The following is a 17,037-nucleotide window of genomic DNA, read 5'->3' as shown; positions in this document are numbered from 1 at the left end:
TAATTGATTGGGGTCAGATTCCAATTCATTCATGACATGGCGCCACGACCACCCCTGCGCATGAAAGACGGTTGTCATGGCGTCCCCGGATCGAGTCCGTCGTTTCAGCACCCGCAAGCCATGCAGTCCGAAGTCATGGATGCCGGGTCGTAGCCCGGCATGACATGTCAAGACGGCATCAAAACCGGAATCGCCTTGCGCCCATGACGGCGGTACACCACAAAGTCGCTGTCCAAAGTGACCACCCGGCACGGGTCATACAGCTCGGACATGCGCACCAGGCAGGCATCTGCCAAAGAGGCTGGCGCGTTGTCATATTTTTCAAACAAGGCGCGGACCGTACTGACTTGTTCTGCCAATGACATGGCGACTCGCACCACACCACGCTCGACAAGCGCCAGCGCGCGTCCCGGGTCAAACCCCGCTCGCGCCAGCAAAAAGCAGGTTTCGGCTACCACGGCTTCACAGGTTAAAAACGGTGCCGGGTATTGCGCAAACTGCGCCTTGGCCCAAGCGTGGTAGCGGTCACCGCTGCAATGCAAGGCCACCCAGGGCCCGGTGTCCAGGATGAGGTGGCTGCTCATACGCTGCCAAAGCCACGCAAATGTTCGGGGTTGCTCGACAGATCAACCGGCCCGCCGTTAAAGCACCCCACCAGTTCACCCGCTTGGTCCAACGCCGAGACAAACGGCTCGGCGCCTTGGCCGCGCGCAAGAAAGGCCTGCAGCGCCTGACGCACCAGCTCCGATTTGCTGATGTGTGCTTGCTGGCTCATCCGGATCAAGTCCTGCTCCAGCGTCTCGGGGATTTTGATGGTCAAGGTATTCATGCGCCAGATAATACCGCGCGCCAGCTGGTATGACTGGCGGGCAGGTGACCTCAAACAAAGAGTCCGGAATGACAGCCGAAGATGGCCACGTCAACTTTCATGGCAGCAAGGCCACCTCCGGCGTCAGGATGAATTGGGGTCAGATTCCGATTCATTCCTGGCGACCAATGACACTGGGGTGAATGGTGGAGCGGCATCAAGGAGGAGCCCGCAGGGCGGGGGACAGCCGCGTAAGCATTCGCCCCAGTGTCATCGGTTTTCACGCACCCATTCCATGCCTTGACGTCTTATCTTCAAAGGGTTCTACGCGATCTTTTGATAGCCAGATTACTCAAGCCACAGCACCCGCACGCTCATCCGGCCCCGGCGGAACCTCAGGCGTGAGCACCGGGCCGTGGCCGCTGAAGCGGTCCAGCGCCAGGTAGATCACCGGGGTGATGAACAGCGTGATGGCTTGTGAAAACACCAGCCCGCCCACCACCGCCAGGCCCAGCGGCTGGCGCAGCTCGGCGCCCGCGCCAATGCCCAGCGCAATCGGTAGCGCGCCCATCAGTGCCGCCATGGTGGTCATCATGATCGGCCTGAACCGCAAGATGCACGCCTCGCGGATCGCCTGCTGCGGCGTCATGCCGTGGTGGCGCTGCGCGTCCAGCGCAAAGTCGATCATCATGATGGCGTTCTTTTTGACGATGCCGATCAAGAGCAGGATGCCGATGGTGGCGATCAGCGTCAAATCTTGCCCAAATAACATCAGCGTGGCCAGCGCACCCACGGCGGCCGAGGGCAGGCCCATCAGGATGGTGATGGGGTGGATGTAACTCTCATACAGCACGCCCAGCAGCACGTAGATGACCAGCAGCGCCGCCAGCACCAGCACCAGCTGGCTGCCCTGTGAGCTTTTGAACACCGCCGCATCACCGCCGTAGGTGCTGATGATGGAGGACGGCATCTGGATGGCGTCGCGCGCGGCGTCGATCTTGGCGGTGGCATCACCCAGCGCCACGCCCGGCGCCAGGTTGAACGACACCGTGACCGCCTGCAACTGGCCGACGTGGTTGATGGAGGTGGGCCCCACCGTGCGCTCCACCGTGACAAAACTCGACAGCGGCACCAGCGCGCCGGTGGATGCGCGCACGTAGATGCCGGCCACCGCGCTTTCGTCCTGCTTGGCCTGCGGCGCCACTTCCATGATCACCTGGTAGCTGTCGGTGGGCAGGTAGATGGTGGAGACCTGGCGCTCACCAAAGGCGCTGTAGAGCGCGCTGCGGATGGCCTCGATGGACACGCCGAGCGCGTTGGCGCGGTCGCGGTCGATATTGATCTGCGCCTGCAGGCCGCGCAGCTGGGCGTCGCTAGTCACGTCGCGAAACAGCGGGTCGTCACGCAGGCGCTCTTGCAGTTTGGTGGCCCAGTCGTTGAGCTCGTCGGCGCGCACACTTTGCAGGATGTACTGGAACTGCGCCTTGCTGGGGCGCCCGCCGAGCTGCAGGTTTTGCGTCGGGCGGATGAATATCTTGATGCCCGGCACCGCGTTCACCTTTTTGCGCAGGCCGTCCACCACCTGTTTCATCGGCGGACGCTCGCCCTGCGGTTTGAGGGTGATGAACATGCGCCCGGTGTTTTGCGCGCCGCTGCCGCCGTTGAACGAGTTCACCGCGGCCACCGCCGGGTCGTTGCGGATGATCTGGGCGGCACGCTCTTGCAGGCGCACCATTTCCTCAAACGAGGTGTCCTCACCGGCCTCGGTGCTGACCGACATCTGGCCCAGGTCTTCCTCGGGGAAAAAGCCTTTGGGGATGACGATGGTCAGCCAGACGGTGGCCACGATGGTGGCGGTGGCCAGGGCCAGCATGGCCCAGCGGTGGGCCAGCGCCCGGTCCAGCCAGCGGGTGTAGCTGGCCAGCATGGCGTTGAAGCCGCGCTCAAACTGCCGCACGATGAAGCCGGGGTGTTTTTTATGCGACTCATCGGTCAAAAAGCGGCTGGCCAGCATCGGCACCAAGGTGAGCGAGACAAACGCCGACACCACAATGGCCAGCCCCACCACCACCGCAAATTCGTGAAACAGCAGGCCGATCACACCGGGCATGAAAAAGATCGGGATGAACACCGCAATCAGCGAGGTGCTGATGGAAATGATGGTGAAACCCACCTCGCGCGCACCGCGCAGCGCGGCCTGGAACGGCGGCTCGCCTTTTTCCACGTGGCGGATGATGTTCTCCAGCACCACGATGGCGTCGTCCACCACAAGGCCCACCGCCAGGGTCAGGCCCAGCAGCGAGATGTTGTCCAGGCTGTAGTTCAAGCCCCACAGCAGCGCCACAGCGCCGATCAGTGACACCGGCAGTGAGAGCGCCGGAATCACCGTGGCGACAAAACGCCGCAAAAACAGAAAGATCACCAGCACCACCAGCACCACCGTGCCCAGCAGGGTCAGCGTGACATCGTGCAAGGCCTCGCGCACCGACAGCGAGCGGTCGTTGATGGGGGTCAATGACACCGACTTGGGCATCTGCGCCTGCAGCCCCGGCAAGGCGGCGCGCACCGCGTCCACCACCTGCACGGTGTTGGCGCCGGGCTGGCGCAGGATGGCCAGCGTGGTGGTGGGCTCACCATTGAAGGTGGCCCAGCTCTTGGTGCTCTCGATGCTGTCTTCCACCTGCGCCACATCGCGCAGGCGCACCGGGTTGCCGCCTTTGACGCTGATGATCAGCTCCGCAAATTCGGCGGCGTTTTTGAGTTGTTGGTTGGCCTGCAGCACCAGGGTTTGTTTGGGGCCTTCGAGCGTGCCGACCGGGGTGTTGACATTGGCCGCACGCAGCGCGGCTGCCACTTCATCGAGCCCCAGGTTGCGCGCTGCCAGCGCGTCGGGCTGCACCCGCACCCGCACTGCGTAACGCTTGGCGCCAAAAATGTTGACCTGGGCCACGCCGTTGAGGGTGGACAACGTGGGCGAAATCAGGTGCTCGGCATAGTCCTGCAAATCGGACGGCGCCAGCGACGGGGAACGCAGCGAGATCAGCAGCACCGGCGCGTCGGCCGGATTCACCTTGCGGTACGACGGCGGGTTGGTCATGTCGTCGGGCAGGGCGCGCTGGGCGCGCAGCAGGGCCGCCTGCACGTCCACGGCGGCGACGTCGATGTTGCGGCTTTCGTCAAATTCCAGCGTCAGCGAGGTGTTGCCCAAGGTGCTGGTGGAGCTGATGGTTTTCAGGCCCGGCACGGTCTGGAACTGTTTTTCCAGGGGCAGCGCCACCGAGGTGGCCATGGTCTCGGGGCTGGCGCCGGGCAGGCTGGCGCTGACGCTGATCACCGGCGTGTCGTAGCTGGGCAACGCGGCAATCGGGATGCTGCGGAAAGCAATCACCCCGGCCAGCACAATGGCCAGGTTCAGCAGCACCGTCATCACCGGACGGCGGATGAAGAGTTCAGACAAGTTCATGGCTGGCTGGCCTTGTTGGCAGCGGCCTCAGCCAGGCCTGCGCCGTTACCCGCACCACCGGGACCTTTACCCATACCGCCGCCGCCTGCACCCTTGGCACCAGAGGCCGCGCCTTCAGCTGGCCGCACCACCACGGCGGCGTTGGGCCGCAGGTTTTGCCGACCGTCCAGCGCCACCTCTTCACCAGGCTTGACACCTTCAATGGCAGCGTCACCCCCCTCGGCCTGCAGCAGCTTGACCGGGCGCATGGTGGCCACGCCGTCGGCAATCACATACACCAGGGTACCGCGCGGCCCCTGGATGAGGCTGGCCTGCGGCACCACCACCACATCGCGCAAAGTGGCCACGGTTTGCGACACCTCGACAAAGGCGCCGGGCCAGAGTTTGCCCTGCGCGTTGGCAAACACCGCCTTGGCCTTGACCGCGCCGGAACTGGCATCGACCAGGTTGTCCATGAACTGCAGGCGGCCTTGGAAGGTGCCGCCTTGGTCCGCCAGGGTGGCGGTGACGACCGCGCCGCCGTCTTTCAAGGCCGCCAGCGCGCTGGACAGGTCACGCTGCGGAATGCTGAACGCCACACCGATCGGGTCGAGCTGGGTGATGGTGACCAGCGGCGTCTGGTTGGCCAGCACCGCGCTGCCGGGAAACACCGCCACCGCCCCGGCGCGCCCGGCGTGCGGTGCGGTGATGCGGGCGTAAGACAGCGCTACCTGGCTGGCGGTCACGGCCGCTTGATCGGAGGCCAGCGTGGCCAGCCAGGCATCCACCTGGGCCTGGGCGGTGTCGACCGCGCCTTGTGACACAAAAGCTTGCGCCAGCAACTGCTTAGCGCGTTCAAGTTGGCGTTTGGCGTCGCTCAGGCTGACCTGGTCTTTGGCCAGCTGCGCGCGCGCCTTGGCCAGGTTGGCCTCTTCAGTGCGGGCGTCCAGCGTGAACAGCAATTGCCCGGCTTTGACAAACTGGCCTTCCTTGAAATGCACCTGGCGCACGGTGCTGGTGATCTGCGGCTTGACATCCACACTGGTCAGCGAGACCACCGTGCCGGTGGTGTTCAGGGTGACCGCCATGTCGCGCTGCTTGGCGGAGGTGGTGGTCACCGACACCGGTGGCGAGGCACCGGGGCCGCCCGGGGCGGGCGTGCTGGTGGGGGAAGAGGCCGGCGTGGCGGGTTGGTCAGAACAGGCGGCAAGCGCCAAGACCAGCGCGCTCAGGGTGAAAAGTGCGCGCAAGGGAGGGCGAAAAATGTTCATGGCCCATGATAATTCAGGCCCCCCAAGGCCCATGCCGTGCCACTTTGAACACCCTGCAAAGCTCTTGTAAAGTTACCCGCGCCTGCGTGCGGACCAGGCCAAGTTAATCGGGGGCGGCTTGTTTGAGGCGTTCGCTGCGCCAGTACACGTCGTCACCCACGCTGGCGTCGGTGCGGTAGCGGTTGAGCACGCGGGCCAGCACAAACATCAGGTCGGACAGGCGGTTCAGGTAGTGACGCGGTGTGTCTTTGAGCGCGTCTTGGGCACCCAGCGCCACCACCGCGCGCTCGGCCCGGCGCGCCACGGTGCGGCACACATGCGCCAGCGCAGCAGCGCGGGTGCCGGCGGGCAAAATAAATTCTTGCAGCTTGGGCAGGGCGGCGTTGTGCTCGGCCAGGGCCTCGTCCAGCGCCAGCACGGCCTCTGACTTGAGCAGCTCAAAGCCGGGGATGGACAGCTCACCGCCCAGGTTGAACAGCTGGTGCTGAATCTCCACCAGCACGCTGCGCACCGCCTCGGGCATGGGCTCGCACAGCAGCAGGCCGATGTGGGAGTTGAGTTCATCGACATCGCCCATGGCGTGCACGCGCAGGCTGTTTTTGGAGACGCGGGTGTTGTCGCCCAGGCCGGTGGTGCCGTTGTCGCCAGTGCGGGTGGCGATTTGTGTGAGTCTTTGTCCCATGGCGGTGTCCTGGTTTCTCGTGGCGTCGGTGCAGGCTGGGCAGCCCGGGACGCAGCGGTTGGTTTGGAGGCGCGATTATCACGGCCTCAGGCCGCGACCCACATCAGCGGGCTATTTGCACAAACCCAGAATACGCTCCTGCTGCGAACAGGCCTTCACCGGGTTGGCCGGGGCACTGAGCGCCGGCCTCGATTGGCTGGCAATACAGGTGCGCAGTTCACGCGTGGTGGGCCCGTAGTAAAACCAGCCGCGCCCCAGGTCAGGCAGCGCCAGGTCCACCTCACGCCACTTGGGGTGGCCTTTGTCCTGCAGCAGCGAAAAATTCTGGCACAGCGAGCGCGCAAAGTTGCGCAGGTAGCTGCCCGCGCCCTGCAACTGAAAATCGTAAGTGACCAAAAATGCCTTGACCGCCAGCGCCGGCAGGTCCGCCGCGAGCAGGTTGGGGTAGTTGCTGGCGCGCACGCTGGTCGAGAAGTAGGTTTTGAGCACCGCTTCGCTGGACGCGTGCGCGGGGTCAAACTTCAGCAGCTTGATCAGTTTGCGCGACTCGGGCTTCATGTCGACCAGCAGTTTGGCTGGCTGACCCGCCACGATGGCCACCACGTCCACCGACTGGTCGGTGACCAGCTTGGCCAGCGCCTCTTCGTTGGACAGGTAGCTGGCACGGGCATCGGGCAGGCTGCTGCCAAACATGGCGCGGTACAGCGTGGCCGAGGTCAGCGCCGTGCCGCTGCCCAGCTCTCCGGCGTTGATCTTCGCGTTCTGGATCTCGTGGATGTAATTCAGGTCCGAGTCGGCCCGGGCGATGAAATAGATTTCTTCGTTGTACAGCGGCAAGATCACCCGCGTGGGCCGGATCATGTTGCCCGCGGCGACGTTGCCGCTGGCGGCCATGTCCAGAAACGACTGGTACACGTCAGACTGCACCAGCGCCAGCTTGACGCCTGGCTCATAGCGCAAGCGCCGAACATTCTCCGCCGACCCGGCCGAGGGCACGGATTCAAGCTCGATGCCCGCGGCGGGTGCCACAAACTGCGCCAGATCGCGCCCGATCTTGATGTAGGTGCCGCGCTCGGACGCGGTGACGATCTTGTAGGCCACCTCGGCCAGCGCTGCAGGCGCCTGGCAAAGCAGGCCAGCCAACAACACGGTTGCGCATGCAATGTTTCTCATCTTCAGGTGCCTCCAGGTCAATTTACGGGTTACACAAGCCAAGGGTGGCGAGATCGGGTGAGCAGTCTTGGACGAGCGGTCGCGCCCGGCGGGGGATGGGCGGGGTGTCGACCACCGGCGCGGGCCGCGTGACGGGTGCCGCCGCTCTGACGGGTACTGGCCGCGCGGCCAGCTTGGCAGCAGGCGCCTCGGCGACGGTGGTGGGTGCGGTGGGGACCACCTCGGGTGGCTCAAGCGGTTCAACCGGCTGAACCGGCTCAAGCGGTTCAGCCTGCGCCGCCTGGGCTGCCTGCTCGGGCGGTGAAGGGGGCTCAGACAGGGATGGCGGCGGTGAGGTCGCTGTTGCAGATGTTTCCATGACAACCGGGGCCATGGGCACACCGGCCTGCCGTGGCGCGGTGGTCACCGGTCGCTGGTAAAAAATGGCAAAAAGCGCGGCCAGCACCACCAACGACACGCCAATGCCCGGCACCAGCCAGCCACTGCGCGATGGGCGCGTCTGCAGCAACATGTCGGCGGCCATGGCGCCTACCGTCAGCTGGCGGTACGTCGAGCCGGGGCGCTGGTCAGGGTGGGGATGCATCGCCTTGGCACCCGCCACACTGGCCTCGATCCGGGAGGCATAGTCCAGCGGATCACCATACGCCACCGGCTTCAGCAAAGTATCCAGATCCGGGACGATGACCGGCACCGGGAACGGTGTACCGCATTTGTAGCAACTCTTGGCATGGCGGCTGTCCACCGCGCCGCACTGGCCGCAGGGCTGCAGATCCAGCTGCGAACCACATTCATTGCAGAAACTGGCCGCACCCGGGTTGACATGGTTGCAGAAAAGGCACCGAAGAAGTGGCATCGAGGACGTCCTGAAGGGCAGAGTTCAGTTTAGCCACCAGTATGGCCAGCCGTCAACCGCATGCCTGTGCGACAGCGCACAGACGCTGCACGGTTCTGACACGAATGCCGATAATCGCCGCCTACCACGGAGACTCCATGAACGCACCCCTGACCAGCGGCCACCTGTTGCCCCACACCCACCCGCGCGACGTGCCAGCCGCACTGATCGATGCGCTGCGCCAGCGCTTCGGTGCCCAGTTGTCCACCGCCCAAGTGGTGCGCGAACAACATGGCCGCGACGAATCGGCCTTCAGCGTGGCACCGCCCGAGGCGGTGGTGTTTGCCGAATGCACCCAGGATGTGAGTGACGCTGTCAAGCTGGCGGCGCAGTTCAAGGTGCCGGTGATTCCGTTTGGCGTGGGCTCCTCGCTGGAAGGGCATTTGCTCGCCGTGCAGGGCGGCATCAGCCTGGATGTGAGCCGCATGAACCAGGTGCTGGCCATCGCTGCCTGCGACCTGACGGTGACGGTACAACCCGGCGTGACGCGCACCCAGCTCAACGCGGCGGTCAAATCCACCGGCCTGTTTTTCCCGATTGACCCTGGGGCGGATGCGTCGATAGGCGGCATGGCGGCCACCCGCGCCAGTGGCACCAACGCCGTGCGCTACGGCACCATGCGCGAGAACGTGCTGGCGCTGGAAGTGGTCACCGCGCAGGGCGAGGTCATCCGCACCGGCACCCGGGCCAAAAAGTCATCGGCCGGTTACGATTTGACGCGCCTGATGGTGGGCTCTGAGGGCACGCTGGGCATCATGACCGAGATCACCGTCAAGCTCTACCCGCTGCCCGAGGCGGTGATGGCCGCCATCGTCAGCTTTGACAGCCTGGCAGACGCCGTCAACACCACCATCCAGATCATCCAGATGGGCGTGCCGATTGCCCGTTGTGAGCTGCTGGACGCGACCACGGTGCGCATCGTCAACGGCTATTCCAAACTGAAGCTGCGCGAAGGCGCGATGCTGCTGATGGAGTTTCACGGCTCACCCGCCGGGGTGCAGGAGCAGGTGGACACCGTGCAGGCGATAACCGACGAGCACCACGGCCACGCCTTTGAGTGGGCCCAAACCCCCGAAGAACGCACCCGGCTGTGGACCGCGCGGCACAACGCCTACTTTGCCGGCGTGCAGTCGGTGCCGGGCTGCCGCGCCATCACCACCGATGCCTGCGTGCCCATCTCGCGCCTGGCCGATGCGCTGCTGGACTCGGTGACCGAGGCGCAGCAGAGCGGCATCCCGTACTTCATGGTCGGCCATGTGGGCGACGGCAACTTTCACATGGGTTACCTGATTGACCCCGACAACCCCGAACAACGCGACGCCGCCGAGGCGCTGAACCACCAACTGGTGGCGCGTGCGCTGGCGCTGGGCGGCACCTGCACCGGTGAACACGGCGTGGGCCTGCACAAGATGGGTTTTCTGGTGGAAGAGACCGGCGCTGGCGCCGTGGCCATGATGCGTGCCATCAAAAACGCGCTGGACCCCGACAACATTCTCAACCCTGGAAAGATTTTTGCGCTATGAAACCCCTGATCCGCCTCTTTTTCCGCGGCCTGCGCGTGGTGCTGGGCCCGTTCATGCTGATGTTTGAAGTGCTGAGCCGCCAAAAACCGGTGCAACGCACGCCCGCGCATCAGGCCCAGGTGGACCAGGATTGCGAGCGCCTGGTGCTGTACCACTTCAAAACCTGCCCGTTTTGCATCAAGGTGCGCAAGGAAATGCACCGCCTGGCGCTGCCGATTGCCAAGCGCGACGCCCAGCATGACGCCCACAACAAGGCCGACCTGATCCAGGGCAGCGGCCGCGACCAGGTGCCGTGCCTGAGAATCACCGACGCCACCGGCCTGGTGCAATGGCTCAACGATTCGGGCGCCGTCATCGCTTACCTGAACCAGCGCTTTAGCGTCACGGCCTGAGGCACCGGGTGACATGGGCGCCATGCCGCTGGATTTCTGGACCTCCTCGCTGCTGCTGGCGAGCGCCGCGTTTGCCGCGGGCGTGCTCAACGCCATTGCGGGTGGCGGCAGTTTTCTGACGCTGCCTGCGCTGGTGTTTGTCGGCATCCCGCCGATCATGGCCAACGCCACCAGCGCGCTGGCGGTAAGCCCCGGCTACCTGGGCAGCACGCTGGGCTTTCGTGACGAATTACGCGCGCTGCCGATGCCGCGCCTCAAGCGCGAGATGCTGATCGCCTCCGCGGGCGGCGTGGCAGGTGCCTTGCTGCTGCTGGTGACCCCGGCCAAGGTGTTTTCTGTCATCGTGCCGTGGCTGCTGCTGTTTGCCACTGTGCTGTTTGCCTTTGGTCCGACCCTGGCGCGCCGGGCCATGGCGGCCTCCAAAACTGGCCAGGGGCTGGACCGGTGGCGTGAGCCGGGCCTGGTGCTGACCTGCATTTATGGCGGCTATTTCAACGGCGGCCTGGGCATCTTGCTGATGGCGCTGTACGCCGCCACCGGCGAGAGCCGCATCCACACCGCCAATGCGCTGAAAAACCTCAATTCACTGGTGCTCTCATGGCTGTCGGTGGCGGCGTTTGTGGTGGCCGGGGCGATTGCCTGGCGTGAGGGCGTGCTGATGATGGTGGCCGCCACGGCGGGCGGCTTCATGGGGGCGCGCTGGGCCAAAAAGCTGCCGGTTCAGTGGGTCCGCATCGGGGTGATCGTGACCGGGCTGGTGATGACCGCAGTGTTTTTTGCGCGTCTGGGCTGACAGCCGTCAGACCGTCCGCGTTGCGCCTGCAGGGTCGACTTGGCGCCGCAACCACCTACACCGTGTTTGACCCGAACATGGCGCCTATCGCCTGCGCGTTGGCCGCACACAGGCCGCGCTCGGTGATCAGGCCGGTCACCAGCCGCGCTGGCGTCACATCAAACCCGGGGTTGGTGTGGGTGGGGGTGGTGGCCGGGCAGATGCGCACGGTGGTGACCACGCCATCGGCATGCCAGCCGCTCATGTGCGAAATTTCGGCGCCGTCGCGGTCTTCGATCGGGATCTCAGTCACACCGTCTTGCACCGTCAAATCCAGCGTGGGCGAGGGCATGGCCACGTAAAACGGCACGCCGTTGTCAAACGCCGCCAGCGCCTTCAGGTAGGTGCCGATCTTGTTGCAGACATCACCCTGCGCCGTGACGCGGTCGGTGCCGACGATGCACAGGTCCACCTGGCCGTGCTGCATCAGATGGCCACCCGCGTTGTCCACAATCAGCGTGTGCGGCACGCCGTGCTGGCCCAGCTCCCAGGCGGTGAGCGCGGCGCCCTGGTTGCGCGGGCGGGTTTCATCCACCCACACATGCACATCAATGCCTTCGTTGAAGGCCTGGTAAATCGCCGAGGTGGCCGTGCCCCAGTCCACCGTGGCCAGCCAGCCAGCGTTGCAGTGGGTGAGGATATTTATTCGCTGCCCGGGTTTTTGACGCGCCAGTTCGCGGATCAGCGCCAGGCCGTGAAGACCGAGCTGGTGGTTGATGGCGACGTCTTCATCCGCCATATGGGCTGCCAGCGCGAAAGCCGCTTGTTCGCGCTCTGACGGCGCGCGCGGCAGCAGGTCATCGACCATGCGCGCCAGGCCCCATTTCAGGTTCACGGCCGTGGGGCGGGTGGCCAGCAGCGTGCGCTGGGCGGCCAGCAGGGCGGCGTCGCTGGCGTCGTGGCGCATGGCCACGGCCAGGCCGTAAGCCGCCACCACGCCGATCAGCGGCGCGCCGCGAATCCACATCTCGCGGATGGCGCGCTCAAAGGTCACCACATCGGGCAGCGTGGCGGTTTTGAGTTCGTGTGGCAAAAAGCGCTGGTCGATGACTTCAACCAAACCGTCGGCATTGAGCCAGACGGTGCGCCACGGCGTTCCTTGAATTTTCATAACGTCAGTGTCCTGCATTCCTGGGCCAAGTCGATCACCTCGCTGATGAACTGAAAATCATCGCGCCCCAGCAGCAGCGCTTCGGCCAGGCGCAGCGTGCGCACCTCAATCAGCGCGCGCGCTGCTTCATCAGGGATGCCAGCAATTTCTGCCACCTTGGCCAAGCCCAGGGTGCGCCGCACCAGCTCACAACCCGCAAACCCCAGCGCGTCGTGGAACACCTGCTGCATGAAGGCCTCACGGAACAGGCGCTGACTGGCCTCGTCGCGGGCGCTGCCCATGAAGCTGGTGGCGCTGGCCGCATCGTGCGCGGCCCACAGCGCGGTGAATTTGTCGGCAAACCCGTCCCAGACCGCAGCCACCTGGCCCAGCAGCCAGGCCTGAACAGGCGCCGGGTCCTGCCCGGCCTGCACGCGGTGCCAGTCCTGCGACAAGTACGCCGTGAGCAAGTTGGCCAGCAGCAGGCCCACATCAAAACCGATGGGACCGTAGTAGGCAAATTCGGGGTCGATCACATAGGTGTCGGTGGGGTTCACCATCACCGAGCCAGTGTGCAGGTCGCCGTGCAGCAGCGTCTCGGCCCGGTTCATGAAGGCCCACTTCATCTGCGCGGCGGCCAGACGCACCTCGGGCTGGTGCACGCGCGCAATGGCTGCGCGCGGCAGCGCTGGGTTGTAGGCATTGGTGGGGTTGTCTTCAAACGGATCGGTGAAGATCAGGTCTTCGGTGATCTTGCACAGCTCGGTGTTGGTAGCAGCGGCCACCGCCTGCTTTTTGGCGGCGGCGCTCAAATACAGGTCCGAGCCGTGAAACAGCGTCTGCGCCAGATACGTGGACAGATGCTCGGCCAGGTTCGGGTAGGTGAGACCTTCCATCAGCCCCTTGCGCAAGATGATGTGGTCGCGCAGGTGCTGCATGGCGATCAGCGACTGCGCGCTGTCGGCATGGAACACGGCGGGCACGTGCTGCGGGCACAAGGCACCAAACTGCAGCAACGCGTTGGCCTCGCGGTCAGCGCGGTGGCGGGTGAGCGGCCAGCCTTCACCCACCAGACGCAGGTAAGGCAAGGCTTGCTTGATGACCAGGCTGCGCCCGGGCTGGCTGCGGCTGCTGACAAAGTAAACCAGGTTCAGGTTGCCGTCGCCCACCTCCACGATGTCCAGCGCGTCCAGATCGCCCAGCAAGGTCTGCAGGGCAGGCACGCCGCGCAGGTAGTCGGCCAGCGTCTCAGGGGTCAAAGCTTGGTAGGTCATGAGGATGATCTTTCAAATAAAAGATAGCACTTAAACCTTATGGATAAATGGCTAGCGGCACTTTTAATACAAATTAACATAAATCCCAAGTGATATACCAAACGAAGAAGTGCAATCGAGGGCGACTAGCGGCGTGCGTTGGGTGTCTGACGCAGCAAAATCAAGGAGGAGCCCGCAGGGCGGGGGACATTTGCGGAGTCAGGCACCCAATGTGCGCTGCGGGTTAAAACTGAACATGCGGGCATCACAAGCTGTGCTTTCACGCTACCGTCCATGGCCTTGGCATCCAAACTGCCGACAACCCGACGTGCTGGCTGGATGTTTGGCACCGCTCTTTCGCGTCACCGCAGCATCGCCGCCACATTGCCACCATCCACCGTCAACACGTTCCCAGTCGTCTTGGGCAACTGGGCCGACACCACAAACGCCTGCGCCACATCCTGCGCGGTCACCTCCTGGCCCAGCAGGTTGCCGCCCATGTAATCCGCCTCGCTCAAACCCCGCGCCTTGGCACGCAGCGCGATGGTGGCGTCATTGAGCAGGCCCGAGCGGATGCGGTCGGCATTCACCGCGTTGACGCGGATACCGTCCTTGCCATGCTCCAGCGCGTATTGGCGCACCAGCGCCAATAGCGCCGCCTTGGAGGTGCCATAAGCGCCAAAATCCGGCCCCGGGTTCACCGCCTGCTTGGACACATTGAACAACAACACGCCACCCAGGCGCTGCTGCTTCATGACCGTGACCGCCGTTTGCGCCACCCGTTGGTGCGCAAAAAAATTCACCTCAAAACTCTGGCGCAACGACTCATCAGGCAAAGTAAGCATGCCGCCCGGCAATGCCACACCAGCGTTGGAAACCACGATATCGACCCCGCCAAAGCGCTGCACCACCGCCGCAAAGGCGCTCTGCACCGACGCGGCATCGGTCACATCACACAGCAGCCCCAGCGCCTGGCGGCCGATGCTCTTGGCCACCGCCTGCGCCGCGGCCGCATCCACATCCAGCAGCGCCAACTCCGCGCCCTGCGCAGCAAAAGCGCGTGCGGTGGCCGCGCCAATGCCGCTGCCCGCACCCGTGACCACCACCACCCGGCCCTGCAAGGGCTTGGCCGCACTTTTGCCCAGCTTGGCCTGCTCCAGCGACCAGTATTCCATGTCGAACTCATGCGCCTCGCTCACTGGCTCATAAGTGCCACACGCATCGGCATCGGTCACGACTTCCATCCACGAGGCCATCACATCCGCGTTGACCGAGGCTTCAGCCGCCGTTTTGCCCACGCCGACCATACCCACACCGGGCAGCACGATGACGCGCGGCAGCGGGTCCAGCATCTTTTTGATGCCACCCACGCGGGCGTTGTTGCGCTCGAAATAAGCCTGGTACTGGCTGACAAACCCGGCCAGGCGCGCTTGCAGGTCGTGCGTCCAGGCGTCCAACTGACCCGCCAGCGGCGCCGCCAGCACCAGCGGGCGGCCTTTCATGCGGATCACATGGTCGGGCGTGGCCACGCCGCGTTGCGCCACCTCGGTCTGGCCGATGCCATTGGCAAATTCCAGCGCCAACGCATCGGCACGCAAGTCCAGCACCCAGTGCTGCGGGCTGCCTGGGGGGGCGAGGTCCGCCAGTGCGCCACGCAAAAACGGCCCCACATCGGCCATGCTGGCGACGCCAGCCGGGCCTGGGGTACCCGTGGCGGTGTCAGCATCCACCACGGCGGTTGTGACGCCGGGTGTTGCCAGTAACAGACCGTCATCCCGACCCCGCGCCGCCTTGCGCGCCGCAATAAAGTCTTCCGCCCGCGTCACAAAACCAATCATGCGTTCATACGACTGTTTGGCCGTGTCGCCAAAGCTGAACAACCCATGTTTGGCCAACAGCAAGCCCTTGGCCTGCGGGTGCGTCTCCACGGTGCGCGCCACCACCTGCGCCAGCTCAAAACCGGGCATCACATACGGCACCCAGACCACCTCATCGCCATACACCTCGCGGCACAGCGTCTCGCTGTCGGGCTGGTCGGCGATCACGATGGCGGCCAGCGCGTGGGTGTGGTCGATGAAGGTGTGCGACACATAGGCGTGCAGCAGCGCCTCCACCGACGGTGTGGGCGCGGTGTTGTCCAGCAGGTTGGTGCGCAGCGCGTTGACCATGGCCTCGTCGGACAGGCGGTCCAACTGGCGCAGCCGGTGCAGGCTCTCCATGCGCACCGCCGGGTGGCCGGCGGGCTCGATGGTGGCCAGGTCCCAGCCGCTGCCTTTGACACACAGCACCCGCACCGCGTCGCCCAACACATCTGTCAGGGTCAGCTTGACCGAGGTGTTGCCGCCGCCATGCAACACCAGCTTGGGGTTGGCGCCCAGCAGGCGCGCCGAATACGTGCGCAAGGCCAGCTCGGGCGGCACGCCAAGGGCGGTGTATTGATCGATACACGCCTGGGCGTCCAGATCACTCCATAAACTCTTCATACTGGCTTTCAAAAAGAAGTAACATAAGTTTCTACATATCAACAAATGTCATATTTACATATGTAAATAGTATCAGTCATTTGTCATAGTGCTGTATCAGGACTAACCCCCAAAAGCCCGCCACGCGTGTCGCAAAGGACCCATCATGAACACCTCGAAGGCGCCCAAAACGGTCAGAAGTTACGCCGGCAGCAATGCGCCCAGTCTGGACCCTATGTTGTCCGCGGCCTGGTTGTATTACGAAGACCAGCTGACGCAAAGCGACATTGCCGAGGTGCTGGGTGTGTCGCGCGCCTCGGTCATCAACTACCTGCACGAAGCGCGCCGCCTGGGTGTGGTGAAGATCACGCTGGACAGCGAACATTTCTCGGCCATGCGCCTGTCGCAGCAACTCGCCAAACGCTTCGGGCTGGCGCGCTGCATCGTCATCCCCGATGACCAGGGCCGCCGCCCGGTGGCCGAGCGGCTGGGTGAGGCCGGGGCGCAGTTGCTGGGCAAACTGGTGACAGCGGGCGACGTGCTGGGCGTGTCGTGGGGCCAGACGGTGCTGGCGCTGTCCAAAGCCATTGCGCCGCAGCGCGTGGCCGGTCTGTCGGTGATCCAGATCACCGGCAGCATGCTGTCCACCTTCGAGTTTTCGCCCGAGCTGTGCACCTCCAACATCGCCGACCGGTTTGGCGCGCGTTGTATCAACCTGCACGCGCCCGCGCTGGTATCGCGGCCCGAAATCCGCGCGCTGCTGTACAAAGAACCGGCCTTGATCCCGCAACTGGAACTGCTGCAAACCTGCACCAAGATCGTGTTTGGCGTGGGCCACCTGCAGCAGGACAGCACCATCTTTGGCTCGGGCACCGTCACCCCTGCCGACCTGCAGCCGTATGTCACGCAGGGCGCAGTGGGCGTCATTGCCGGGCGTTACATCGACAGCGCGGGCCAACCGGTGCTGGGCCCGCTGGACGAGCGCATGATCGGCCTGACGCTGCCCGAGATTGACCGCATCCCGATGCGCATCTGCCTGGCCGGTGGCGCCTCCAAAGCCACCGCCATCCGCGCCGCGCTGGACGGCCAGCACGCCACCATCCTGATCACCGACGAACTCGCGGCCCGGGCGCTGGTGGAGGGTGTGGACGAGGTCTGAACCCACGCCGGGGACGGCGATCAACGTGAGATGACCAGACGGGGTGCGCCCGGCGCCC

At 64.6% G+C, this 17,037-nt stretch carries 14 protein-coding genes; 4 read left to right on the top strand and 10 right to left on the bottom strand.

Annotation, left to right across the window (positions count from 1 at the left end; translation table 11 throughout):
• Positions 1–167 precede the first annotated feature (167 nt).
• The 7 genes from LHU53_RS05700 to LHU53_RS05670 all read right to left on the bottom strand — a co-directional run bounded on the left by LHU53_RS05700 (position 168) and on the right by LHU53_RS05670 (position 8,229).
• Complete coding sequence (locus tag LHU53_RS05700) at positions 168–584, bottom strand: type II toxin-antitoxin system VapC family toxin (protein WP_227331188.1); 417 nt, start codon at positions 582–584, stop codon at positions 168–170.
• Positions 581–829, bottom strand: coding sequence for a ribbon-helix-helix domain-containing protein (locus tag LHU53_RS05695; RefSeq protein ID WP_227331183.1), 249 nt, complete (start codon positions 827–829; stop codon positions 581–583). The genes LHU53_RS05700 and LHU53_RS05695 overlap by 4 nt, the downstream gene beginning before the upstream one ends.
• Positions 830–1,160: 331 nt before the next feature.
• Complete coding sequence (locus tag LHU53_RS05690) at positions 1,161–4,271, bottom strand: efflux RND transporter permease subunit (RefSeq protein ID WP_227331182.1); 3,111 nt, start codon at positions 4,269–4,271, stop codon at positions 1,161–1,163.
• Entirely contained in the window at positions 4,268–5,521 is a 1,254-nt protein-coding gene (locus LHU53_RS05685) for an efflux RND transporter periplasmic adaptor subunit (protein ID WP_227331181.1), read from the bottom strand. The genes LHU53_RS05690 and LHU53_RS05685 overlap by 4 nt, the downstream gene beginning before the upstream one ends.
• A 103-nt stretch (positions 5,522–5,624) precedes the next feature.
• Positions 5,625–6,203, bottom strand: coding sequence for a cob(I)yrinic acid a,c-diamide adenosyltransferase (locus LHU53_RS05680; RefSeq protein WP_227331180.1), 579 nt, complete (start codon positions 6,201–6,203; stop codon positions 5,625–5,627).
• A 111-nt stretch (positions 6,204–6,314) separates the two neighbouring features.
• A complete protein-coding gene (locus tag LHU53_RS05675) occupies positions 6,315–7,376 on the bottom strand; it encodes a TAXI family TRAP transporter solute-binding subunit (protein ID WP_227331179.1) in 1,062 nt (353 codons plus the stop codon).
• Between the two features lie 22 nt (positions 7,377–7,398).
• Positions 7,399–8,229, bottom strand: a complete 831-nt coding sequence (locus tag LHU53_RS05670) for a zinc ribbon domain-containing protein (protein ID WP_227331178.1) — start codon at positions 8,227–8,229, stop codon at positions 7,399–7,401.
• Positions 8,230–8,366: 137 nt separating this feature from the next.
• Here LHU53_RS05670 and LHU53_RS05665 point away from each other — a divergent pair, with 137 nt between their 5' ends.
• The 3 genes from LHU53_RS05665 to LHU53_RS05655 are packed head-to-tail and all read left to right on the top strand — an operon-like array spanning position 8,367 to position 10,976.
• Positions 8,367–9,791 carry an FAD-binding oxidoreductase gene (locus tag LHU53_RS05665; RefSeq protein ID WP_227331177.1) on the top strand — a complete coding sequence of 475 codons (1,425 nt, stop codon included), beginning with the start codon at positions 8,367–8,369 and terminating at the stop codon, positions 9,789–9,791.
• Positions 9,788–10,183: a glutathione S-transferase N-terminal domain-containing protein gene (locus tag LHU53_RS05660; protein WP_227331176.1), complete on the top strand. Its 396-nt coding sequence runs from the start codon at positions 9,788–9,790 to the stop codon at positions 10,181–10,183. The genes LHU53_RS05665 and LHU53_RS05660 overlap by 4 nt, the downstream gene beginning before the upstream one ends.
• Before the next feature lie 13 nt (positions 10,184–10,196).
• Positions 10,197–10,976 carry a sulfite exporter TauE/SafE family protein gene (locus LHU53_RS05655; protein ID WP_227331173.1) on the top strand — a complete coding sequence of 260 codons (780 nt, stop codon included), beginning with the start codon at positions 10,197–10,199 and terminating at the stop codon, positions 10,974–10,976.
• Between the two features lie 55 nt (positions 10,977–11,031).
• On the opposite strand, the gene mtnA is transcribed toward LHU53_RS05655, so the two are convergent.
• The 3 genes from mtnA to LHU53_RS05640 all read right to left on the bottom strand — a co-directional run bounded on the left by mtnA (position 11,032) and on the right by LHU53_RS05640 (position 15,841).
• Positions 11,032–12,126, bottom strand: coding sequence for an S-methyl-5-thioribose-1-phosphate isomerase (gene mtnA, locus LHU53_RS05650; protein WP_227331171.1), 1,095 nt, complete (start codon positions 12,124–12,126; stop codon positions 11,032–11,034).
• Positions 12,123–13,379: an S-methyl-5-thioribose kinase gene (gene mtnK, locus LHU53_RS05645; protein ID WP_227331169.1), complete on the bottom strand. Its 1,257-nt coding sequence runs from the start codon at positions 13,377–13,379 to the stop codon at positions 12,123–12,125. Before mtnK ends, mtnA begins: the two co-directional genes overlap by 4 nt.
• Before the next feature lie 341 nt (positions 13,380–13,720).
• Positions 13,721–15,841, bottom strand: a complete 2,121-nt coding sequence (locus LHU53_RS05640; protein WP_227331167.1) for a bifunctional aldolase/short-chain dehydrogenase — start codon at positions 15,839–15,841, stop codon at positions 13,721–13,723.
• Positions 15,842–15,986: 145 nt separating this feature from the next.
• Here LHU53_RS05640 and LHU53_RS05635 point away from each other — a divergent pair, with 145 nt between their 5' ends.
• Positions 15,987–16,979 (top strand): sugar-binding transcriptional regulator, encoded by a 993-nt coding sequence (locus tag LHU53_RS05635; protein WP_227331165.1) that lies wholly within the window; start codon positions 15,987–15,989, stop codon positions 16,977–16,979.
• Positions 16,980–17,037: the final 58 nt, after the last annotated feature.

This window comes from Rhodoferax sp. U2-2l, from assembly GCF_020594515.1.
Lineage (GTDB): Bacteria > Pseudomonadota > Gammaproteobacteria > Burkholderiales > Burkholderiaceae_C > Rhodoferax.
The sequence above is the reverse complement of the archived record's forward strand: the minus strand, read 5'-3'. Positions and strand labels throughout refer to the sequence as shown.